Origin of the sequence: Pseudokordiimonas caeni (genome assembly GCF_026719705.1) — a bacterium.
Lineage (GTDB): Bacteria > Pseudomonadota > Alphaproteobacteria > Sphingomonadales > Kordiimonadaceae > Gimibacter > Gimibacter caeni.
Genome location: NZ_JAPPRR010000002.1, coordinates 245,276 through 265,462, shown reverse-complemented (window position 1 = coordinate 265,462; position 20,187 = coordinate 245,276). Strand labels below are relative to the sequence as shown.

The 20,187-nt window shown below is 62.8% G+C and carries 20 protein-coding genes; 12 read left to right on the top strand and 8 right to left on the bottom strand.

The features are described from left to right. Positions 1-72: 72 nt before the first annotated feature. Positions 73-933, top strand: coding sequence for a prephenate dehydratase (locus tag OU694_RS09935; protein WP_308910848.1), 861 nt, complete (start codon positions 73-75; stop codon positions 931-933). 18 nt (positions 934-951) lie between these two features. On the opposite strand, the gene OU694_RS09930 is transcribed toward OU694_RS09935, so the two are convergent. Genes OU694_RS09930 through ubiE form a run of 6 tightly spaced genes read right to left on the bottom strand, consistent with a single transcriptional unit; the run spans position 952 to position 6,166 of the window. After that, positions 952-1,374, bottom strand: a complete 423-nt coding sequence (locus tag OU694_RS09930) for a DsrE family protein (RefSeq protein WP_308910847.1) — start codon at positions 1,372-1,374, stop codon at positions 952-954. Beyond that, positions 1,371-2,141 carry a HesA/MoeB/ThiF family protein gene (locus OU694_RS09925; protein ID WP_373460352.1) on the bottom strand — a complete coding sequence of 257 codons (771 nt, stop codon included), beginning with the start codon at positions 2,139-2,141 and terminating at the stop codon, positions 1,371-1,373. Before OU694_RS09925 ends, OU694_RS09930 begins: the two co-directional genes overlap by 4 nt. 4 nt (positions 2,142-2,145) lie before the next feature. Further along, positions 2,146-2,601, bottom strand: coding sequence for a dUTP diphosphatase (dut, locus tag OU694_RS09920; protein WP_308910845.1), 456 nt, complete (start codon positions 2,599-2,601; stop codon positions 2,146-2,148). A gap of 6 nt (positions 2,602-2,607) precedes the next feature. Beyond that, positions 2,608-3,834: a bifunctional phosphopantothenoylcysteine decarboxylase/phosphopantothenate--cysteine ligase CoaBC gene (gene coaBC / locus OU694_RS09915; protein ID WP_308910844.1), complete on the bottom strand. Its 1,227-nt coding sequence runs from the start codon at positions 3,832-3,834 to the stop codon at positions 2,608-2,610. A gap of 36 nt (positions 3,835-3,870) precedes the next feature. Next, the gene (gene ubiB / locus OU694_RS09910; RefSeq protein WP_308910843.1) at positions 3,871-5,382 is read right to left on the bottom strand and encodes a 2-polyprenylphenol 6-hydroxylase; all 1,512 of its coding nucleotides are present in this window, start codon (positions 5,380-5,382) and stop codon (positions 3,871-3,873) included. A 10-nt stretch (positions 5,383-5,392) separates the two neighbouring features. After that, complete coding sequence (gene ubiE, locus OU694_RS09905) at positions 5,393-6,166, bottom strand: bifunctional demethylmenaquinone methyltransferase/2-methoxy-6-polyprenyl-1,4-benzoquinol methylase UbiE (protein ID WP_308910842.1); 774 nt, start codon at positions 6,164-6,166, stop codon at positions 5,393-5,395. 93 nt (positions 6,167-6,259) lie between these two features. Between ubiE and mutM the strand changes: the two genes are divergently transcribed. The 9 genes from mutM (at position 6,260) to OU694_RS09860 (ending at position 16,443) form a co-directional block, all read left to right on the top strand. Then, positions 6,260-7,093 (top strand): bifunctional DNA-formamidopyrimidine glycosylase/DNA-(apurinic or apyrimidinic site) lyase, encoded by an 834-nt coding sequence (mutM, locus tag OU694_RS09900; RefSeq protein ID WP_308910841.1) that lies wholly within the window; start codon positions 6,260-6,262, stop codon positions 7,091-7,093. An 8-nt stretch (positions 7,094-7,101) separates the two neighbouring features. Next, entirely contained in the window at positions 7,102-7,485 is a 384-nt protein-coding gene (locus OU694_RS09895) for a hypothetical protein (RefSeq protein WP_308910840.1), read from the top strand. An 89-nt stretch (positions 7,486-7,574) separates the two neighbouring features. Then, positions 7,575-8,351 (top strand): enoyl-CoA hydratase, encoded by a 777-nt coding sequence (locus tag OU694_RS09890; protein ID WP_308910839.1) that lies wholly within the window; start codon positions 7,575-7,577, stop codon positions 8,349-8,351. 253 nt (positions 8,352-8,604) lie between these two features. Then, on the top strand, positions 8,605-8,868 hold the full coding sequence (gene rpsT / locus OU694_RS09885; protein ID WP_308910838.1) for a 30S ribosomal protein S20: 264 nt from the start codon (positions 8,605-8,607) through the stop codon (positions 8,866-8,868). A 565-nt stretch (positions 8,869-9,433) separates the two neighbouring features. Then, on the top strand, positions 9,434-10,837 hold the full coding sequence (dnaA, locus tag OU694_RS09880) for a chromosomal replication initiator protein DnaA (protein ID WP_308910837.1): 1,404 nt from the start codon (positions 9,434-9,436) through the stop codon (positions 10,835-10,837). Between the two features lie 321 nt (positions 10,838-11,158). Further along, entirely contained in the window at positions 11,159-12,274 is a 1,116-nt protein-coding gene (gene dnaN, locus OU694_RS09875; RefSeq protein ID WP_308910836.1) for a DNA polymerase III subunit beta, read from the top strand. Positions 12,275-12,342: 68 nt separating this feature from the next. Continuing rightward, entirely contained in the window at positions 12,343-13,563 is a 1,221-nt protein-coding gene (gene recF, locus OU694_RS09870; protein WP_308910835.1) for a DNA replication/repair protein RecF, read from the top strand. Positions 13,564-13,594: 31 nt separating this feature from the next. Further along, positions 13,595-16,027 (top strand): DNA topoisomerase (ATP-hydrolyzing) subunit B, encoded by a 2,433-nt coding sequence (gene gyrB, locus OU694_RS09865; protein WP_308910834.1) that lies wholly within the window; start codon positions 13,595-13,597, stop codon positions 16,025-16,027. 62 nt (positions 16,028-16,089) lie between these two features. Continuing rightward, a complete protein-coding gene (locus OU694_RS09860; protein WP_308910833.1) occupies positions 16,090-16,443 on the top strand; it encodes a hypothetical protein in 354 nt (117 codons plus the stop codon). Positions 16,444-16,527: 84 nt separating this feature from the next. Here the strand turns inward: OU694_RS09860 and OU694_RS09855 are convergent, their stop codons facing one another. Further along, positions 16,528-17,703, bottom strand: a complete 1,176-nt coding sequence (locus OU694_RS09855; RefSeq protein ID WP_308910832.1) for an alpha/beta fold hydrolase — start codon at positions 17,701-17,703, stop codon at positions 16,528-16,530. Between the two features lie 57 nt (positions 17,704-17,760). Then, positions 17,761-18,273, bottom strand: a complete 513-nt coding sequence (locus tag OU694_RS09850) for a YybH family protein (protein WP_308910831.1) — start codon at positions 18,271-18,273, stop codon at positions 17,761-17,763. Positions 18,274-18,486: 213 nt separating this feature from the next. Here OU694_RS09850 and OU694_RS09845 point away from each other — a divergent pair, with 213 nt between their 5' ends. Then, the gene (locus tag OU694_RS09845) at positions 18,487-19,611 is read left to right on the top strand and encodes a PepSY-associated TM helix domain-containing protein (protein ID WP_308910830.1); all 1,125 of its coding nucleotides are present in this window, start codon (positions 18,487-18,489) and stop codon (positions 19,609-19,611) included. Positions 19,612-19,615: 4 nt separating this feature from the next. Continuing rightward, positions 19,616-20,089 (top strand): Cys-tRNA(Pro) deacylase, encoded by a 474-nt coding sequence (gene ybaK, locus OU694_RS09840; RefSeq protein ID WP_308910829.1) that lies wholly within the window; start codon positions 19,616-19,618, stop codon positions 20,087-20,089. Positions 20,090-20,187 lie beyond the last annotated feature (98 nt).

Genomic DNA, 20,187 nt, shown 5'->3' with positions numbered 1-20,187 from the left:
TCACGCCGGTTGACAAGCCGAGGGGGCGCTTGGCACAAAGTCAGCCCTGATTATTCAACCGAAAGCCCGGAAATGAGCCCGACTGCCACCGATCCATCGAACACAATCGCCTTCCAGGGCGAGCTTGGCGCCTATTCGCACATGGCGGCGATGGCCAAGTTTCCGGACATGGCCGTTCTGCCGTGCCCGAGCTTCGATGATGCCCTTGATGCGGTGAAGAAGGGAACGGCGCAGCTTGCCATGATCCCGATCGAAAATTCGACCGCAGGCCGGGTTGCCGACATCCACATGCTGCTTCCGGGTTCGGGTCTTTATATTATCGATGAGCATTTCGAGCCGATCCGCCACTGCCTGCTGGCCTTGAAGGAGTCGACCGACGCCGACCTCAAGGCGGTGATCAGCCACGTGCAGGCGCTCGGCCAGTGCCGCAATGCAATCCGTGACCGCGGCCTCACCGCGATGCCCTTCTATGATACGGCGGGTGCCGCCAAGGAAATCTCCGAGCGCGGTGACAAATCGGTTGCGGCGGTTGCCAGCCGGCTGGCGGCGGATGTTTATGGCCTGCGCGTTGTGAAGACGGACCTGCAGGATCAGGGGCACAACACCACGCGCTTCGTGGTCCTGTCCCGCACACCGCTTGCAACCACTGAATTCACTGTTCCGATGATGACAAGCTTCACCTTCGAGGTCCGGAACATTCCGGCCGCGCTCTATAAGGCGCTGGGCGGTTTCGCGACCAACAATGTGAACATGACCAAGCTTGAAAGCTATTACGAATCAGACAGCTTCACCGCGAGCGAGTTCTACGCCGATATCGAGGGCCACGAAGGCATGGCGAACGTGTCGCGCGCCATGGAAGAACTGCGCTTCCACACCAAGCGCGTGCGGCTTCTGGGCACCTATCCTCAGGCACGGTTCCGCACCGTCGGCTGATTTGCTGAAACTGGCTGATCAGAAAGTCAGCCAGTCGCCGCCATGGCCTTTTTCGATGATGTCGGCGAGGCCGGAAAGCTCGATGGCCGGGCGGGTGATCAGGTCGTCGGCCGTCAGCCCTTCTTCCGTCATGGCGTTTTCGCAGGCCACGAAGCGGGCCTCGAGCGCGGCGAGGGCGTCGATAAGGACCGAGAAATCCGCCAGCCCCTTTTCATCCTGCGCATTATCCATGTCCGGCACCTTGCGGCCGTCACTGGTGGTCAGTGTTTCCCAGCCGCCCTTCCTCAGCGCGTGAATGGCCCCTTTTGAAAAGAAGAAGGTGACCGGCAGGCCGATCGCGGCGGCGGTGGCGCCGGTCATCAGCGCCATATGGATGCGCTCGGCAAAGGGGCTGATGACCATCAGTGTCATCGGACGCCGACTGCGGCGCGGTGCGCTCATTGTTCGGTCACCTTGCGGCAGACGGGGCAATCCGGATCCTTCGGCAGGCTGATGAGGCGTGTGCGCATCGAAAGTCCGTCGAAGATCATCAGTTTGCCGGCGAGGCTGTCGCCGATCCCGGTGATTTCCTTGATGACCTCCAAGGCCTGCAGGCTGCCGACGACGCCGGCGACGGCGCCAAGGATGCCGGTATCGGCGCAGGTGCGGTCGGCATCCTCGCCCGGCAGGTCCGGCACGAAGCAGCGGTAGCAGGGCAGCCCCTTGCCCGCATGCGGCTTGAAGGTTGCGATCTGGCCGTCGTAGCTTGCAATGGCGGCGGAGACGAGCGTCTTGCCAAGCGCCACGCAGGCATCATTGACGGCGAGCCGTGTGGCGAAATTGTCGGACCCGTCAGCGACGAGGTCATAATCCTTCACCATATCCCGCGCGTTGGTTTCATCGAGCCGGAGGATGTGGCGTTCGATCTTCACATCGGGATTGAGCGCCTGCAGCCGGTCGCGCGCGGCATCCACCTTGCGCTGGGCGAGGTCGTCGGTGCCATAGACGATCTGGCGCTGCAGGTTCGACAGCGCCACCCGGTCATCGTCCACGATGCCGATGGTGCCGACGCCGGCGGCGGCGAGATACAGGAGAAGCGGCGAGCCAAGCCCGCCCGCGCCGATCACCAGCACGCGCGCCTTGAGGAGCGCTTTCTGCCCCTCGCCGCCAACCTCCTTGAGGACGATGTGGCGGGCATAACGCTCCAGCTGCTCGTCGGTGAAATCCATGGCGTCAGCGCGTGCCGGTGGAGCCGAAGCCGCCCGCGCCGCGCGCGGTTTCATCCAGCGTTTCTACCTCGACCCAGTGGCCCTGCGTCACTGGCGCGATCACCATCTGGGCGACCCGCATGCCAGGCTCGATGGTGAAGGGCGTGTCGGAGAGGTTCACAAGGATCACCTTCACTTCGCCGCGATAGTCGGCGTCGATGGTGCCGGGCGAATTGAGGACCGAAACACCGTTCTTGGCCGCAAGGCCCGAACGCGGACGGACCTGCGCTTCGTAGCCCTTGGGCAGCGCCATGGCGAGGCCGGTGGGCACAAGCGTGCGGGCCAGCGGCTTCAGCTCGATCGGCGCATCGATCGCGGCCATCAGGTCCATCCCCGCGCTTTGTGCAGTTTCATACTTCGGCAGCGGCAGGTTCTGGCCGTGGGGCAGGCGGGTGACATGGATCGAAAGCGTGTCGGTCATAAAGTTTCAAACTCCGAAATGGCTGGCAATGCGGTCGGCGAGCCGGTCCGCGACCTGTTCCTTGGGGAGGCGCGGCCAGTTTTCCTCGCCTTCCCGTGTGATGAGATGGATCTGGTTGTCGGCCCCGCCCATGGCGCCACCCGCGGCGGACACGTCATTGGCCACGATCCAGTCGCAGCCCTTGCGGTCGCGCTTGGCGCGGGCGAAATCGATCACCTGTTCGGTTTCGGCGGCGAAGCCGACGATCAGTGCCGGGCGGCCTTCCTTCATTGAGGAAAGACCGGCGAGGATATCCGGGTTTTCAACCAGATTGAGTGCGGGGATGCCGGCTTTGGTTTTCTTGATCTTCTGCGCGCCTTCGCCTTCGACCCGCCAGTCAGCAACGGCGGCCACACAAACGGCGATATCGGCGGGCAGCGCCTTGCGGACGGCCGCCTGCATCTGCCACGCCGTTTCCACGTCCACGCGGGCCACACCTTCCGGGGTGGCGAGATGGGTGGGGCCGGCGACCAGCGTGACGTCGGCGCCAAGCTTGGCAAGCGCGCCAGCGACCGCGAAGCCCTGACGGCCCGACGAGCGGTTGGCGATATAGCGCACGGGATCAATGGGTTCATGCGTCGGCCCGGCGGTGACGATGGCGCGGCGGCCTTTGAGCGGACGCGCCGGGCTTTTGCCGAAATGGGCCTCAACAGCGGATACCATATCCATCACCTCGGCCAGCCTGCCGGGGCCGACCTCACCGCAAGCAAGAATGCCGTCGCCGGGTTCGACGAAGGTGACGCCGTCGCCCTTGAGGGTGGCAATATTCCGCCGGGTCGCCGGATGCGCCCACATCTGGGCATTCATCGCGGGCGCCACCATCACCGGCTTGTCGGTCGCGAGAAGAATGGTCGAGGCGAGATCGTTCGCGAGGCCGTTGGCCATCTTCGCCATAAGGTCGGCGGTGGCGGGTGCGATCAGCACAAGGTCCGCCTCGCGGGAAAGGCGGATATGGCCCATCTCGGCCTCGTCCTTCAGGCTGAATAAATCGGTATAGCAGGGCTCGCCCGTCAGGCTTGCGACGCTGAGCGGCGTGATGAACTGCTGGCCGCCGTCTGTAAGCACGCCGCGCACGCGGGCGCCGCGCTCCATCAGGCGGCGGGAAAGGTCCAGCGCCTTGTAGGCGGCAACACCGCCCCCGATGATAAGAAGGATGCTTTTCCCCTGAAGGGTCATGGCCTGCTTTTCCGTCATTTCCTGCTCCCCGTCATATAAGCGGTTTCGGGACCATTATAGAAGGAGAAGTTTCAACAGGATGGCACCGGCCAGAAGGCCAAGTGCAAAGGCACCGAGGCGGCTTTCATGTTTCACGATCACGGTCGGCGCGGGTGCCGGCTTCTCGGCAAGCAGCCGGTCGACCCGGTCGGGCAGGCGCTCCATGAGGCGCGGCAGGCTTTTCAGGAAATCGGCAATCCGGGCCTCAGGCGACAGGTTGTCGCGCATCCAGCCTTCAAGCACCGGCTTCGAGACCTGCCACATGTTGACCTGCGGATCGAGATGCATGGCGATCCCCTCCGCCATCACCATCGAGCGCTGCAGCAGCAGCAGTTGCGGCTGGGTCTGCATCGAGAAACGCTCGGTGGTCGCGAAAAGCTGGGCGAGCAGCTTGCCGGCCGAGATCTTTTCGACCGGCAGGTCCATGATCGGGTCGGCAATGGCGCGCAGGGCCTGCGTAAACTCCTCGACCGACTGGTCGGCCGGCACATAGCCCGCGTCGAAATGCACTTCGGCCACCCGGCGATAATCCCGCGCGATGAAGCCATAAAGGATTTCGGCAAGGAAACGTCGGTCGTGCTTCGAAAGCCGCCCCATGATGCCGAAATCGACAGCAACGATGCCACCGTCGGGCTCGACGATCAGGTTGCCCTGATGGAGGTCAGCGTGGAAATAGCCGTCATGCATGGCCTGCAGCAGGAAGGCCTGCACGATGCGGGCGGAAAGCGCGGTGAGGTCGTGGCCGGCAGCCACCAGCGCTTCGCGGTCGCCAAGGCGGATACCATTGGCCCATTCCTGCGTCATCACGCTTTTCGAGGTGCGGTCCCAGTCGATCTCTGGCACGCGGTAGCCCACTTCACCTGCCATATTATCGGCAAGCTCGGCAGCGGCTGATGCCTCAAGCCGCAGGTCCATCTCGCGGAGCACGGTTTCCTTCAGTTTTGCAACCACAGCCACGGGGCGCAGGCGCGCCGCTTGCGGTACGCGCGCCTGCGCGATGCCGGCGAGCCAGGCGAAAAGGGTAAGGTCTTTCGAGAAGCGCGCCTCGATGCCGGGGCGCAACACTTTCACAGCAACGGTGCGGCCATCGGTTGTGACCGCCTTGTGGACCTGCGCAATGGAAGCGGCAGCCACGGGGATTTCCTCGAAAGCCGAGAAATGATCCTCGAGCTTGCCACCAAGTTCGGCTTCGATGGTGGCGCGGGCGGCCTTGAAGGGGAATGGCGGCAGGCTGTCCTGCAGGGTGGCGAGCCCTTCGGCAAGCGGGCGGCCGACAAGATCGGGCCGGGTCGCGAGCGTCTGGCCGATCTTGATATAGGTCGGCCCCATGGCGGCCAGCGCCAGCGCCAGCCGTTCGCCGGGGGCATCCGGCAGGTCGCGGCGGCGCGGGATGAAGAAGGTGACAGCACGCAGGAAGCCGGGGGCGGCGGGCGGCACCGTTTCTATAGAAGAAAGGGCGCGCAGCGCGCCATAACGGCGCAGGCCAACGGCCAGACCATAAAGCCGGAAAAGATGGCGCAGGCCCATGATCATCGCGTCAGAGCCGCCAGCCGCTGTGAAGGGCCACGACACCCGCCGACATGGTGCGGTATTTCACCCGGCCGAATCCCGCCTTGGCCATCATGCCTGCGAAGGTTTCAGGCTCGGGGAAGCGGCGGATGCTTTCCACCAGATACTGGTAGCTGTCGCGGTCACCCGCGATCTTTTCACCCATCCATGGAATGAGGTGGAAACTGTAGGCATCATATGCACCCTTCAGCATCGGCACCACCGCCGGGCTGAATTCAAGGCAGAAGAAGCGCCCGCCGGGTTTCAGCACGCGGTAGGCTTCATCAAGTGCATCCTGAATGCGGGTCACATTGCGGATTCCGAAGGCAATTGTGTAGGCGTCCATCGAACGGTCCGGGATCGGCAGCTTCTGCGCGTCCCCGCATACAAACGCCGAACGATCCGCAAAGCCACGCTCCTCGGCACGCTTACGGCCCACGCGCAGCATCTCGGCATTGATATCGCAGACGGTGACCTCGGTGTTCGGAGCGCCTTCGAGGAAACGGAAGGCGATATCACCGGTGCCGCCTGCCACATCCAGCAGCTTCATGCCGGGGCGCGGGCGCAGGCTGTCCATCAGGCTGTCTTTCCACAAACGGTGGACCCCGAAGCTCATGGCATCGTTCATGCGGTCATAATCGTCAGCAACCGAATCGAACACGGCGCGAACGAGCCCTGCCTTGTCGCCCTCGGCCACGGTGCGGAACCCGAAGTGGGTGGTCCCTGCGGCGCCGCCTTGTGCTGTCTGATCCGTCCTTGACATATGCCTTCTTCCGCTCGATTGCTGGTGCGCGGCGGACCATAGCCCGGAGAGGCGGTCCCGCCAAGCGCAAACGGGGACAGGAATAGTAGCCTTATGCCGGAACTTCCCGAAGTCGAAACCGTCACGCGGGGCCTCAGCCCCGTCCTTGTCGGCCGCACGCTGGCGCGTGTCGAGGCGCATGCGCCCACCCTGCGCCTGCCTGTGCCTGCGGATTTTGCGACACGGCTGACCGGGCGGCAGGTGAGGGGGCTTTCCCGGCGCAGCAAATATATGCTGATGGAGATGGATGACGGCCTTGTGATGATCTGGCACCTCGGCATGTCGGGCCGCGTGCAGATCATGGCAGACGCGGGCGCTCCGCCCCGCGCCAAGCATGACCATATCATTTTCGTCACCGACGCCGGCCACCGGGTTGTCTTCAATGACGCGCGCCGATTCGGCCTAGTGGCCTTCACCGATGTGAATGCGGCCGCTGCTCACCCGCTTCTCGCCCGGATCGGGCCGGAACCGCTGGGTAACGGCTTCGATGCCGATATCCTGTCAGCGGGCCTCAAAGGGCGCTCGGGCCCGATCAAGACAGCCCTTCTGGATCAGACGCTCGTCGCGGGGCTTGGCAATATCTATGTCTGCGAATCGCTCTGGCGCGCCGGGATCAGCCCGCGCCGGACGGCCTCGACCGTCGCCGGCAAGCGGGCCGAGCGACTGGTGCCCCATATAAGGGACGTGCTGAACGAGGCGATTATCGCCGGTGGATCAACGCTCCGTGACCATGCACAGGTTGACGGGGAGCTCGGCTACTTCCAACATAGGTTCGAAGCCTATGGCCGCGAGGGCGAGGCATGCCGGACAGCGGGCTGCGGGGGCACCATCCACCGCATCACGCAGGCTGGCCGGTCAACCTTCTTCTGCCCTTCGTGCCAGCGCTGAGACGACAGATGACCCGGGAATATCCTTTGCGACTCACCTTCACTGCCTTTGCCCTCAGCCTCTTCGTCACGGCCATTGCCGCGGCAGACGATGCTTTTATCGAAGGCTTTCCCGATGTGCCGCTCATTGCGGGCGTGCGGGAAGTGGACGGGGAAAAGATGCTCTTCGACACACCCGCGGGTACCCTTGGCGAGGTGCATCTTGTGGGTGGAAAAAGCTCGGCTGAATTGATCGACGCCTATGCCCTGGCCTTGCCGCCGCTTGGCTGGAGCTGCCTTGAGCATGGCGGGGCACTGGCCTGCGAACGCGGCAAGGACAAGCTCGCCCTCAGCCCGCGCAAAACCACCGGCAGGGCAGGCTATATCGTCATCAAGCTCGAACCCGCCGAGTGATAGCGGTAGCGCAAAGATACAATTTTCTTTGATTCATCCCGGTGTCGCGGGTAGGAGTCGGGGCCAACGAAGCAACCATAGGGAAACCCATGTCCTTCAAGACCATTCTGCTCGACCACCAGGAAGGTGTCGGGCTTATCACCCTCAACCGTCCGGAAGCGCTCAATGCGCTGAACACGGAACTCCTTTCCGAACTCGGGAAGGCGCTTCTCTCGCTGGATGCCAATGAGGAAATCGGCGCCATCGTCATCACCGGCAGCGAGAAGGCTTTCGCCGCCGGCGCCGATATCAAGGAAATGGCCGAGCTCGAATTTGCCGACGTGCTGGCTGATGACAAGTTCGCCGAAATCAACGCCGTGTTCGCGAAGGTCCGCAAGCCGGTCATCGCAGCGGTCGCGGGCTATGCCCTCGGCGGCGGCTGCGAGATCGCCATGGCCTGCGACTTCATCGTGGCGGGCGAGAACGCGAAATTCGGCCAGCCGGAAATCAAGCTGGGTGTCATCCCCGGCATCGGCGGCACGCAACGCCTGACGCGCGTGATCGGCAAGTCGAAGGCGATGGACATGATGCTGACCGGCCGCATGATGGATGCAACGGAAGCCGAACGAGCGGGCCTCGTCAGCCGTATCTTCCCGGCCGAGGACCTGATTGAAAAGGCGCTTGAGATCGCGGCGGGAATCGCTGCCCTGTCGCGCCCCTCGGTGGCGCTTGCCAAAGAAGCCACCAACCGTGCACTTGAGGTGAGCCTCGCTGAAGGTCTCCTGTTCGAACGCCGGGTGTTCCATTCGCTTTTCGCGACGGAAGACCAGAAGGAAGGCATGAATGCCTTTGCCGAGAAGCGCCAGCCGCAGTTCAAGAACCGCTGACAGGCGCGCCGGGGTGGCTCCAGCCCCGAAAAAGGGTGGCATAGCCAGCCTTTCGTGTTGACTGGGGTCGGGATCGGAGCTATAGACCCGACCTCGAATTGCCGGATTTCCGGGGCCGCAAGGCTTCGGGGCAGAGGCATCAAACGGAATATTCGGATCGCATGTGCGCTGGACGGGTAAAAGCGGCGCGGCTTGCGGACCACAGAACAAGCGCCCCGACAGGGGACATGAAAAGAAGATAGGTTAGAGAAACATGGCCAATTCGCTGCAAGCCAAGAAACGCATTCGCACCAACGCCCGCCGCGCCGAGATCAACAAGGCCCGCGTGAGCCGCATCCGCACCTTCGTCCGCAAGGTCGAAGAAGCTATCGCCAACGGTAACAAGGACGCTGCGAGCGTTGCTCTGAAAGCCGCCGAGCCGGAAATCATGCGCGGTGTGACCAAGGGCGTTGCGCACCAGAAGACGGCGTCGCGCAAGGTTTCGCGTCTGTCGGCTCGCGTCAAGGCAATGGCCTGATCCATCTCCGGGTTGGCTGCAAGGGCAGCCCGATTCGCCCTCCGGGCACGCAGAAATGCGGTAAAGCCATCCGAGTTTCGGGTGGCTTTTTCATTTTCGCACAGTTTGAAATTTTCGGTCGCGTGCGAGCGATCTGCTAAGTGAGGGTCGATCACAACATCTAGTAGGTCGAACCGCACCCATGCCCCTAGGCGACTTGGACCCCGCAGATTCTTTTGGCTTCAGCCATCGAATCAGTTGCCGCGTCAGGAGGGGGTCTGTATTTTCCATCTCTGGCTCGGCAGGCCGGTCGGATACCCCCCCTTCCCCATATGGGAGCATCCGCAAGTGGCTCAGGCGTAGACGTAACAGCGACAGGCTGGATACGGCTGGGGTCACGCTGCCGGGATATGAAAATGAAACGTTGGAACGGATGGCGAAGGTTCGCTTCGTCCATTCATGATGCCGACATTGCGTGCGCGGGCACGTGTGGACCGGGCGGATGTTTCGCCCTTGGAGTTTGGGCAGGGCGGTCTTCACGCATTGGCCGACGAAACAATAAGAAGCGGCAAGGGCTACAAGACCGATGAACGACGAAAAGGAGTCTAAGTCGATGGGGGCATCCGGGGGGATCGATCGTGGCGTGGCCGCCTGGTCACGCGTGTGCGAAAAGTTCAAGGCCGAGTTCGGGGTTCATGTCTATTCGTCGTGGCTGGAGCAGATGGGTTACCGCGGGCTGGATGGCTCGACGGTTGAACTGACGGCGCCGACGAAATTTCACCGGGATTATATCCAGCAGCATTATGCGCCGCGCCTGAAGGATTTCTTCGTGGCCGAAGACCCGCGCGTGAAGGCCCTGAGCATCCGGCTCGGCACCGCGACGGCGCGCCCGGCGAATGACGAGGATGTGCTGAAGGTTACCCGCATCCAGGCCCCGACGATCATCGAGCCGAAAGCGCAGGACACGGGCTCCGCGCTCGACCCGCGCTACAGCTTCGATAGTTTCGTGGTCGGCAAGTCGAACGAGCTAGCCTATGCCGCCGCCAAGCGCATCGCGGAATCGGATGACGTGCCCTTCAACCCGCTGTTCCTGCATGGCGGCGTGGGCCTTGGCAAGACGCACCTGATGCATGCCATCGCGCATGAGGTGAAGCGCCTGAAGCCGCGCAAGAAGGTCGTCTATATTTCGGCCGAAAAGTTCATGTTCGAGTTCATTGCGGCGCTCCGTTACAAGGACACGCACGAATTCAAGCAGAAATACCGCAATGTCGATCTCCTGATGATCGACGACGTGCAGTTCATCGCCAACAAGGACAGCACGCAGGAAGAATTTTTCCACACCTTCAACGCGCTTGTGGACAGCCGCCGGCAGGTGATCATCACCGCCGACCGTTCGCCGACCGACCTGCAGGGCATCGAGGACCGCATCATCAGCCGCTTGGGCTGGGGGCTGGTCGCCGACATCCATCCGACCGATTATGAACTGCGCCTTGGTATCCTGCAGTCGAAGGCGGAGCAGACGACCGGCGTGGATGTGCCGGCTGACGTGCTTGAATTCCTCGCCCGCCGCATCACCTCGAACGTGCGGGAGCTCGAAGGCGCGCTCAACCGGGTTGTGGCCTATGCAACACTGGTGGGCCGTCCGATCACGATGGATATGACCCGCGACGTGCTGCAGGACCTGATCCGCGCCAACGACCGCAAGCTGACCATCGACGAGATCCAGCGCGCGGTGGCGGACTATTACAACATCCGTCTTGCCGATCTCCTTTCCGAGCGCCGCTCGCGCAATATCGCCCGGCCGCGTCAGATCGCCATGTTCCTGGCGAAACAGCTGACGAGCCGGTCCTTGCCGGAAATCGGCCGCCGTTTCGGCGGACGCGACCACACGACGGTGATGCACGCGGTGAGGAAGATCGAAGACCTGCGGCGTGATGACAGCCATCTTGAGGACGATATCACCCGGCTTCTCCGGCTTCTCGAAGGCTGATCCGGGGCCGATATTGGGCATGAATTGAGGGGGCATTTCGCCCCCTTTTTTTCAGCCAGCAGAAACCCGCTCCGACTCGGCAGAAATCCGCCATTTTGAAGGGCCAAAAAAATCCGCCTTTCAGGAGTATTTTTGTTTGGTTTGGCGGGCAAATTCGCTATTGTCGAGGCGATACGATCAAGGCCGGGACCGGGGGACTTTCCTGATGCTTGGAGCTAACCCAGAACGGGGCCGCATCAGCGGTGCCGGGCGGGAGCATCACCCCCGAAAAATCCCATGCCTTGCCATCCGATAGTCCGAGGCAGATAAGAAGATCCACCTATGAAAGTCTCCATCGAACGCAATGCCCTCCTGAAGACGCTTGGCCACGTGCAGTCGGTCGTCGAGCGGCGCAACACCATGCCGATCCTCTCGAACGTGATGATCGAAGCCGACGGCGGCAAGGTCTCGCTCACCGCGACCGATCTCGATATCGCGATTGTCGAGGAAACCGAGGCGAAGGTGGGGCGTCCGGGGGCGACCACCGTGCCCGCGCACACGCTTTTCGATATCGCCCGCAAGCTGCCGGACGGTTCGGAAGTGGACCTGAGCCTCGAGGACGGTGACCGTCTGGTGGTGACCGCTGGCCGCTCGCGCTTCACGCTGGCGTGCCTTGACCGCGACGAATTCCCGGTGATGAACGAAGGCAACCTGCCGCATCGTTTCGCGCTGGTGGCGGGCGAGCTGAAGCGCCTTATCGACAAGGCCCGCTTCGCCGTTTCGACCGAAGAAACCCGTTACTATCTGAACGGTATCTACCTGCATGTCGCCGAAAGCAGCGAAGGCCAGCGCTTGCGCGCCGTGGCGACCGATGGCCACCGTCTGGCCCAGGTCGAACAGGACGTGCCCGATGGAGCCGCCGGCATGCCCGGCGTGATCGTGCCGCGCAAGACCGTCGCCGAGATTCGCAAGCTTGTGGAAGAATATGAAGGCGAGGTGAAGATCGCGCTTTCGGATACCAAGATCCGTTTCAGCTTCGGTCATGTGATCGTCACCTCGAAACTGATCGATGGTACCTTCCCGGATTACAGCCGCGTGATCCCGCAGGGCAATGACAAGCGTCTTGAAATGGATTGCCGCCTTTTTGCCGAAGCAACCGACCGCGTGTCGACCATCAGCTCGGACAAGACCCGTTCGGTGAAACTGTCGATGAACGGCGATACGCTCACCCTTTCGGTGAACAGCCCGGACAGCGGCACCGCGACCGAGGAACTGCAGGCTGCCTATACGGGGGATCCGATGGATATCGGCTTCAACAGCCGCTACCTCCTCGACATTCTGGCGCAGGTGGAAGGCGATACGGTGCAGGTCTTCCTGGCCGATCCGCAGGCGCCCACCATCTTGCGTGACCTGATGGACGAAGGCGCCCTTTACGTTCTGATGCCGATGCGGGTCTGAGGCCCGTCCGGCCTTGAGGGCGGGATAACGGCGTGGTGATGGCAGCAAGACGCGAGGATGAGCAGGGAATGGCGGGCAGCGCAATGGCCGGTCCGCTTGATCTTGCGGTGACGTCCCTGACATTGACGCGCTACCGCAGTTACGAGCGGGCCCGGCTGATGATCGAGGGGGCGGCCCCCCTTGTGGTGCTGACCGGCCCGAACGGGGCCGGCAAGACGAATGTTCTTGAGGCGCTGAGCTATCTGGCGCCGGGTCGGGGCCTCCGGCGCGCCGCGCTTGGCGAGGTGACCCGCTTCGGGTCTGATGGCCCGTGGGCGGTGGCGGCGGACCTGATGCTTGGTGACGAACCGGTCAAGGTCGGCACCGGGATCGAGGCAGGTAGTGCGCCGGGTGCAAACGATGACGATGCGGACGAGGATGAAAGCGGCCCTTCGGGGCGGCGGCTCGTGCGGATCGATGGCGAAACAGCAGGCTCCACCAACGCGCTGGGTGACCGCTGGAGCGTTTCGTGGCTGACACCGCAGATGGACAGGCTGTTCATCGAGGCCCCCTCGGGGCGGCGGCGTTTCCTCGACCGGCTGGTGATCGGGCTTTATCCCGACCATAGCCGTCAGGTCGCGGCTTACGAGCGGGTGATGCGGGAACGCAACCGCCTGCTCGCGGACCGTGGCTCCCATGCCGATCCGGCGTGGGTCGGCGCGCTTGAGGCCCGGATGGCGGAGCATGGTGCGGCGGTGGCGGCCGCGCGGCTTGAATTCGCCGGGCAGCTCGCCGGGTTTCTGGCCGAGCCCAAGGGTGCGGAGGCGGCAGCCTTTCCCGAGGCACGGCTGGCGATCGATGGCTGGCTTGAAGGATTGATGGCGGACGGCATGGCGCCCGTGGAAGCGGAAGCCGCCTACCGCGACAAACTGGCCGAGGCGCGGCGCATCGACGCGGCGACCGGCCGGGCGGGCATTGGCCCGCACAAGACGGATCTGCTTGTTGTGCATGCCCCGAAGGACATGCCGGCGGGCCTGTGTTCAACCGGCGAGCAGAAGGCGCTCCTTATCGCGCTCACGCTCGCCGACGCGCGGCTGGTGGCGGCGCACCGGGGTCGTGCCCCCTTGCTCCTTTTGGACGAGGTGGCGGCACATCTGGATGCGGATCGCCGCGCCGCGCTTTTTGCGGTTCTTTCCGAACTCCGTGGCCAGTGCTGGCTCACCGGTACCGACCGGGCGGTGTTCGAGGCGGCGGAAACGTCCGCTCTGTTCTTCAATGTGGAAGGCGGCCAGGTGGCCCCTGCCAAATGACACGATTTCCGGGACTGAAAAGGTCAGTATCATGAGTGAAACCACCCTTCCTCAAAACACCGAATACGGCGCGGACAGCATCAAGGTCCTCAAGGGCCTCGATGCCGTGCGCAAGCGTCCGGGCATGTATATCGGCGATACCGAGGATGGCTCCGGCCTCCATCACATGGTGTTCGAGGTAACCGACAACGCAATCGACGAGGCCCTTGCCGGCCACTGCGATCTTGTCACCATGACGCTGAATGCCGATGGCTCCTGCTCGGTCACCGATAACGGCCGTGGCATCCCTGTGGATATCCACGAGGGCGAAGGCGTTTCGGCAGCACAGGTGATCATGACCCAGCTGCACGCCGGCGGTAAGTTCGACCAGAACAGTTACAAGGTCTCGGGCGGCCTGCACGGCGTGGGCGTGTCGGTCGTGAACGCGCTTTCCGATTGGCTCGAACTCAGGATCTGGCGTAACGGCAAAGAGCATTCCATGCGTTTTGAGCGCGGCGAGGCGGTCGAGGATCTGAAGGTGATGGGTGACGCGAAGCCCGGCCAGAAGGGTACCGAAGTGACCTTCCTGCCGTCGGTGGAAACCTTCAAGAATATCGAGTTCGATTTCGAACGGCTCGTGCACCGCTTCCGCGAGCTTGCCTTCCTGAACTCCGGCGTGCGTATTCGCCTTGCCGACAAGCGTCATGCCGAGCCGAAGGAAGTGGAGCTTTACTACGAAGGCGGCATCACCGCCTTTGTGAAATATCTGGACCGCAACAAGACGTCGGCCATTGGCGAGCCCATCACCATCATGGGTGAGCGGGACGGCATCACGACGGAACTGAGCCTGCAGTGGAACGACAGCTATCACGAGAATGTCTTCTGCTTCACGAACAACATCCCGCAGCGCGACGGTGGTACCCACCTTGCGGCCTTCCGCGCCGCGCTCACCCGCTGCATCAACAATTATGTCACCGAAACCGGGATGGCGAAGAAGCTGAAGGTGCAGCTTTCAGGGGATGATGCCCGCGAAGGCCTGACCGCAGTTCTTTCGGTGAAAGTTCCGGATCCGAAATTTTCGAGCCAAACCAAGGACAAACTCGTGTCGTCCGAGGTGCGCCCGGCAGTGGAAGGCCTCGTTTCCGAGAAGATGACCGAATGGTTCGGCGAGCATCCGAACGAGGCACGCAACATCATCGGCAAGATCGTCGATGCCGCCGCCGCCCGTGAGGCCGCCCGCAAGGCGCGGGAACTCACCCGCCGCAAGGGCGCGCTCGACATCGCGTCGCTCCCCGGCAAGCTTGCCGATTGTCAGGAACGCGACCCTGCCAAGTCTGAAATTTTCATCGTGGAGGGCGATTCGGCAGGTGGTTCGGCGAAGCAGGGCCGTCACCGCGCCACGCAGGCCATCCTGCCGCTGCGCGGCAAGATCCTGAACGTGGAACGCGCACGGTTCGACCGGATGCTGGCCTCGAACGAGATCGGCACGCTGATCACGGCGCTTGGCACCGGGATCGGGCGCGAGGACTTCAATATCGAGAAGCTGCGCTATCACAAGATCATCATCATGACTGACGCCGACGTCGACGGCGCCCACATCCGCACGCTGCTGCTTACCTTCTTCTACCGGCAGATGCCCGAGCTTTTCGAGCGCGGCTATGTCTATATCGCGCAGCCGCCGCTTTATAAGGTCGCGCGTGGCAAGTCCGAGGTTTACCTGAAGGACGACAAGGCGCTCGACGACTATCTCCTCGATGCCGGCACCTCGGAAGTCGTGATCGTGGACGCGAACGGCGCGCAGCATGCGGGCGAGGAAATCAAGCATCTGGCCGCAGAGGCGCGGGCCATCCGCAACCTCATGAACAATGTGCCGGCGCGTTATAATGCAGGCCTTGTGGAAACAATGGCCCTGATCGGCGGCTTTGATCCTGCCCTGCAGGGCGATATCGACGGACGCAATGCCATCGCCGCCCGTGTGGCGGACCGGCTCAACGGCCTTGCTGCCAACCCGGATGAGACCGGCTGGTCCGGCAAGGCAGCGGAAGAGGGCGGCTACGTGTTCCATCATGAAGTGCGCGGCGTGACCGACGTGCACAAGCTTGATGCCCATCTGATGGACAGCCAGGAAGCCCGCGGCATGCACAACCGCATGACCGCCGTGCGCGATCTCTTTGCCCAGCCGATCACGCTCACCCGCCGCGAGGACAGCCAGTCGGTCGGCACGCCGCTCGAGATGCTGGCCATCCTCATCGCCTTCGGCCGCAAGGGCCTGTCGATCCAGCGCTACAAGGGCCTTGGCGAGATGAACCCCGAACAGCTGTGGGAAACCACGCTCGATCCGTCAGCCCGCTCGCTCCTTCAGGTGAAGGTGGCACAGGCCGACACGGCGGACGAGATCTTCTCGAAGCTGATGGGCGACGTGGTGGAAGAACGCCGCATCTTCATCCAGGACAATGCCCTCAATGTGGCTAACCTGGACGTGTGATTGTTGGTTATGATCCATCGATATGACGCGATCGTGGTGTGCAACAACATAGGGTGAGAAGGATGGCGCGCATTGTCGGTGCTCAGCTTGTGACGGGCGACGAGCCCTTGCAGGCCCTGCGCATCACGCCGGGTTGGACGGTTGAATACAACAAATTCTGGGAAGTCGATGCCGATCATCCCGATGTCTGGACGCTGCTGGCAGAATCGCTTCTTCAGCTCAGGCACCAGCGCTACAACCGCTTGCTGGATCTCGGCTGGTATCCGGAAGGTGAACCGGATGGCCGCTTCCTCATGCGGCTCTATGAAGGCGATTTCACCGGCCGGCTTCTCCGCAAAGAAGAAAGCCAAAGCCGCGCGGAAATCGTCAGCGTCATCGAGCGTCTTCTTCATAGCGTAACGCGCGGCGACCTGTAGCCGCGGAAAAATGGCTATCTGCCGGGACGCGGGGCAGAGATCTTCCCGGCGCACACGGCCTGCCGCGCCTTCCCGGCCCGGAGGTCAGTCTTCCGAGCGCGCCATCAGTGCCTTCAGGTCTTCGATCCAGAATTTCGCCCAGGTATGGGTGCCGTGGCCCTGGGTTTCGGTGCTTTCCGGGATCATGCGAAACTGGATGACCGGGTTCCGCTTCACCGTCCATTCCGGGTAGGGGAAGTTTCGCGGATTGATGAAATCGTCAGCCGAGTTGATCCACATGGTCGGGGCCTTGATCTTCTCTATCCCCGGCCACGGGTTATAGTTGCGTGAGCTGTCGAACTGATAGAGGAAGTCATTGGCGTCGCGGCGCGCCATGTCGCGCTCGACCGCCGCCCGTACCGCAGCGACCGCCTGGTCGCGCGTCGGGTTCAGCGCCTGATTGTTGAGCGGCTTTGAGCCCGCCACGAAGAGGAGCGATGCGGCGGTGCGGATGCCTTGAACCGGCTGGGTCTTGTAGTCGCCGCCCATCCACGCCGGATCACTGGTAACCGCGTCCATCGCCAGTTGCCGCCACTGGCGGTTCAGGCCGGCGATCTGTGTGGGCATGCAGGCCATTGGCATCAGTGCCTTCGGGAAGTCGGGGTATGTCTCGCCCCAGATGAAGCCATGCATGCAGCCCATCGAGGTGCCGATGATCAGCCGGATATGCTTGAGGCCAAGCCCCTCGGTCAGCAGCCTGTGCTGCAGTTCCACCATGTCGTCATAATCATATTTGGGGAAGCGCATGCGCATCCCGTCCGAAGGTTTGCTTGATCCGCCATGGCCGATATTGTCGGGCAGGATGATCCAGTATTTGCTGATATCGAAGGGCTGGCCGGGGCCATACAGGAGATTGGCGAACTGCGGCACGAGAAACTGCTTGCCGCTGCCGCCAGTGCCATGCAGCACCATGATCGCATTATCGATCTCGCCCTTGGCGTTGCGATGTGGTTGGCCGAGTGTCGTGTAGTGCATACGCACTTCAGCAGCACTTTCGCCGCTCCTGAACTTGAAATTACGGACGATATAGTCGCCTTCGCTGGTCGGCCAGTCGATGGGCTCCGGCGCGGCTGCTGGCGTGGGCCGCAGCGGCGGCGGGAAATCGCTTGCGGTGGTGGGGCGGGGCGCGGTCAAGGTGCCGGTTTCGCTTATCTGGTTGATGACCGATGCGGTGGCGGGGCTTGCGGCCTGCAGGGCAGCGGCGAGGATGATCGAGAACATGATGGCTTTCCTTGATTACGGCATCGGGTAAGGATTGAGGTCAGCATCCCCGCACTGTCAGCGGTCGGGCACGCCTTCTGTGCCGGGTTCGCCGGCATGGGCTTTGAACGAGGAGACATGGTTCATATTGATGACCCAGCGTCCGTCAATCTTGCGAAACAGGCGCGTGTTGACGCCTTCCTGCGGGTTATTTTTCCGCTCCAGATGATAACGGCTGATCAGCAATGCGGCGTCCGGTGAATAGACCTCGACCGTGATGTCATAGAAATGGAGCTGGCCCCGTCCGTCCGGCGATCCGCCATAATTTTTCACATAGTTGTCGAGCGCGTCCTGCCAGCCGCCTTTGATGCGGCCGCCCGAGACGAACCGTACACCCGGATTTTCAAAGCCAGCCATATAGCCTTTGAAATCGCCGCTGTTCCAGGCCTTCTCCATCGCTGTAACAACGGCGATGATTTCGGCCTTCGCCTTGGCTGCGTCCTCGGGCGAAACCTGCGCAGCGGCGGGGGCGGCCATCGACACCATGATCGCGATCATGATCGCGGGTAAGGCCAACAGGCGTTTCATCATGGTTGCAACTCCCCCAATTCCGATCCACGGCTAGCATCGTATATCATATGATCGGGCATGCAAGGCAGACGGCCAGCATCGGGGGCAGCCAAGGCTGTGGGCGGGAACCATGAGCCTATGCCGCGGCTTTTTGCTTGCCGGGTGGCTGAGGGAGCGCTACATCCGTCTCTTGTTAAGAATTGATTGCAATCTTCTTCGAGCGGACCTCTCCCCATGCCCTTTCGCAAGCTTCTCTATTGGCCGCACCTGATCTGCGGGGTTCTCGCGGGTGTCGTCATTCTCACCATGTCGGTCACCGGGGTGCTGCTGACCTACGAGAAGCAGATGGTGGCTTGGTCCGAACGGCAGTTTGATGTGGTGCCTGTGGCGGGTGCCGTTGCCCTGTCGCCTGAGGAACTGCACGCATCTGCAATCGCCGCTGACCCGTCGCGCCCTGTCGCGCGGCTTATCTACCGGAACGATCCGGCGGCGGCCGTGGTGGCGGTGCGGGGGCGCAGCGACAAGCTCTATCTCGACCCCTATACCGGCCGGTTGATCGCCGAGGGGCCGACCGCCATGCAGGCTTTCATGCAATGGACCACGCAGTTCCATCGCTGGTTCGCGCTTGAGGGCACCTCGCGCGATACAGCCCGGATGGTGACGGGGGCTGCGAACCTGATGTTCCTGTTCCTTGCCGTTTCCGGCATCTATCTGTGGTTCCCGCCGGTGCTGCGCTGGGTGAATATCCGCAAGGTGCTGTTCTTCAAGAAGAATGCGAATGCGCATGCGCGCGACTTCAACTGGCACCATGTGATGGGCATCTGGTCGGTGGTGCCGCTTGTGGTGATCACGGCAACTGCTGCCGTCTTCTATTATGACTGGGCGAATGATCTGGTTTACCGGCTGGCGGGCGATGAGGCCCCCGCGCGCGGCGAGCGTTCACCCGTCCCGGCTCCTGCCGCGGAGACGTCAGCGCGACTGGGGCTTTCGATGCTTTTCACGACCGCCGCCACCTACCGGCAGGACTGGAACAGCCTGACGCTCGCCTGGCCGAAGCCCGGGGACCGCCAGGTGACCTTCACATTCGATTGGGGGATGGGCGGCGAACCCGCGAAGAAGGGTGATCTGGTGATCGACCGGACGAGCGGCGCGGTCATCGAATGGGTCGCCTTCGAGGACAAAACGCCCGGCAGCCAGGCCCGCACCATGGTGCGTTTCCTGCACACGGGCGAAGCGCTCGGCGTGATCGGGCAGACCATCGCCGGGATCGTCTCGCTCTTCTCCGCCATCATGGTCTGGACCGGTATCGCGCTCGCGTGGCGGAAATATGTGGCACCGCTTCGCCGCAAACGGGCCTGAGAAGATGGCGACGGAGACCCCGGCAACGAAAGCCTTGAAAGCGGCGTCCGTCACTTTCGAGACACGCACCTATGATTATGACCCGAAAGGCGAACGGGTCGGCTTGCAGGCTGCCGAAGCCATGGGGGAGGCGCCCTCGCGTGTGCTGAAAACCCTGATCGCGGCCGTGGACGGCAAGCCCGTCTGTATCATCCTCGCGTCCGACCGGGAGGCCAGCATGAAGAAGGTGGCCGCGGCCTTCGGGGGCAAGAGTGCGGCCATGATGCCGGTCCCGGAAGCCGAGCGCATCACCGGCTACAAGGTTGGCGGCGTGAGCCCCATGGGGCAGCGCCGGCGCCTGCCGACCTGCCTTGATGCTGCGGCGCTGGATGAGCCCTATGTGTTCGTCAATGGCGGCAAGCGCGGGCTGCAGGTGCGCCTGTCGCCCGCCGATCTCGCCGCCGCCACTGGCGCCAGCGTCGCGGCAATCACAGCCTGAGGCCCTTCAGCGTCCCAATCAGGTGGACGCCGCTGGCTGCCGCCGTGTCGGACACAATCTGGCCTCTGTCATGAAAGTGTTTTTGCCGCGGAAGGCGG

Excerpts from the sequence above, each read along its gene's own strand:
- OU694_RS09890 (WP_308910839.1), top strand. The coding sequence starts at position 7,575 with ATGTCCTTCAAGACCATTCTGCTCGACCACCAGGAAGGTGTCGGGCTT.
- ybaK (WP_308910829.1), top strand. The coding sequence starts at position 19,616 with ATGGCGACGGAGACCCCGGCAACGAAAGCCTTGAAAGCGGCGTCCGTC.
- OU694_RS09845 (WP_308910830.1), top strand. The coding sequence starts at position 18,487 with ATGCCCTTTCGCAAGCTTCTCTATTGGCCGCACCTGATCTGCGGGGTT.
- OU694_RS09925 (WP_373460352.1), bottom strand. The coding sequence starts at position 2,141 with ATGGATTTCACCGACGAGCAGCTGGAGCGTTATGCCCGCCACATCGTC.
- OU694_RS09895 (WP_308910840.1), top strand. The coding sequence starts at position 7,102 with ATGACCCGGGAATATCCTTTGCGACTCACCTTCACTGCCTTTGCCCTC.
- ubiB (WP_308910843.1), bottom strand. The coding sequence starts at position 5,382 with ATGGGCCTGCGCCATCTTTTCCGGCTTTATGGTCTGGCCGTTGGCCTG.
- OU694_RS09935 (WP_308910848.1), top strand. The coding sequence starts at position 73 with ATGAGCCCGACTGCCACCGATCCATCGAACACAATCGCCTTCCAGGGC.
- dnaA (WP_308910837.1), top strand. The coding sequence starts at position 9,434 with ATGAACGACGAAAAGGAGTCTAAGTCGATGGGGGCATCCGGGGGGATC.
- mutM (WP_308910841.1), top strand. The coding sequence starts at position 6,260 with ATGCCGGAACTTCCCGAAGTCGAAACCGTCACGCGGGGCCTCAGCCCC.
- recF (WP_308910835.1), top strand. The coding sequence starts at position 12,343 with ATGGCGGGCAGCGCAATGGCCGGTCCGCTTGATCTTGCGGTGACGTCC.
- dut (WP_308910845.1), bottom strand. The coding sequence starts at position 2,601 with ATGACCGACACGCTTTCGATCCATGTCACCCGCCTGCCCCACGGCCAG.
- dnaN (WP_308910836.1), top strand. The coding sequence starts at position 11,159 with ATGAAAGTCTCCATCGAACGCAATGCCCTCCTGAAGACGCTTGGCCAC.
- rpsT (WP_308910838.1), top strand. The coding sequence starts at position 8,605 with ATGGCCAATTCGCTGCAAGCCAAGAAACGCATTCGCACCAACGCCCGC.
- OU694_RS09860 (WP_308910833.1), top strand. The coding sequence starts at position 16,090 with ATGGCGCGCATTGTCGGTGCTCAGCTTGTGACGGGCGACGAGCCCTTG.
- ubiE (WP_308910842.1), bottom strand. The coding sequence starts at position 6,166 with ATGTCAAGGACGGATCAGACAGCACAAGGCGGCGCCGCAGGGACCACC.
- gyrB (WP_308910834.1), top strand. The coding sequence starts at position 13,595 with ATGAGTGAAACCACCCTTCCTCAAAACACCGAATACGGCGCGGACAGC.
- coaBC (WP_308910844.1), bottom strand. The coding sequence starts at position 3,834 with ATGACGGAAAAGCAGGCCATGACCCTTCAGGGGAAAAGCATCCTTCTT.
- OU694_RS09850 (WP_308910831.1), bottom strand. The coding sequence starts at position 18,273 with ATGATGAAACGCCTGTTGGCCTTACCCGCGATCATGATCGCGATCATG.
- OU694_RS09930 (WP_308910847.1), bottom strand. The coding sequence starts at position 1,374 with ATGAGCGCACCGCGCCGCAGTCGGCGTCCGATGACACTGATGGTCATC.
- OU694_RS09855 (WP_308910832.1), bottom strand. The coding sequence starts at position 17,703 with ATGTTCTCGATCATCCTCGCCGCTGCCCTGCAGGCCGCAAGCCCCGCC.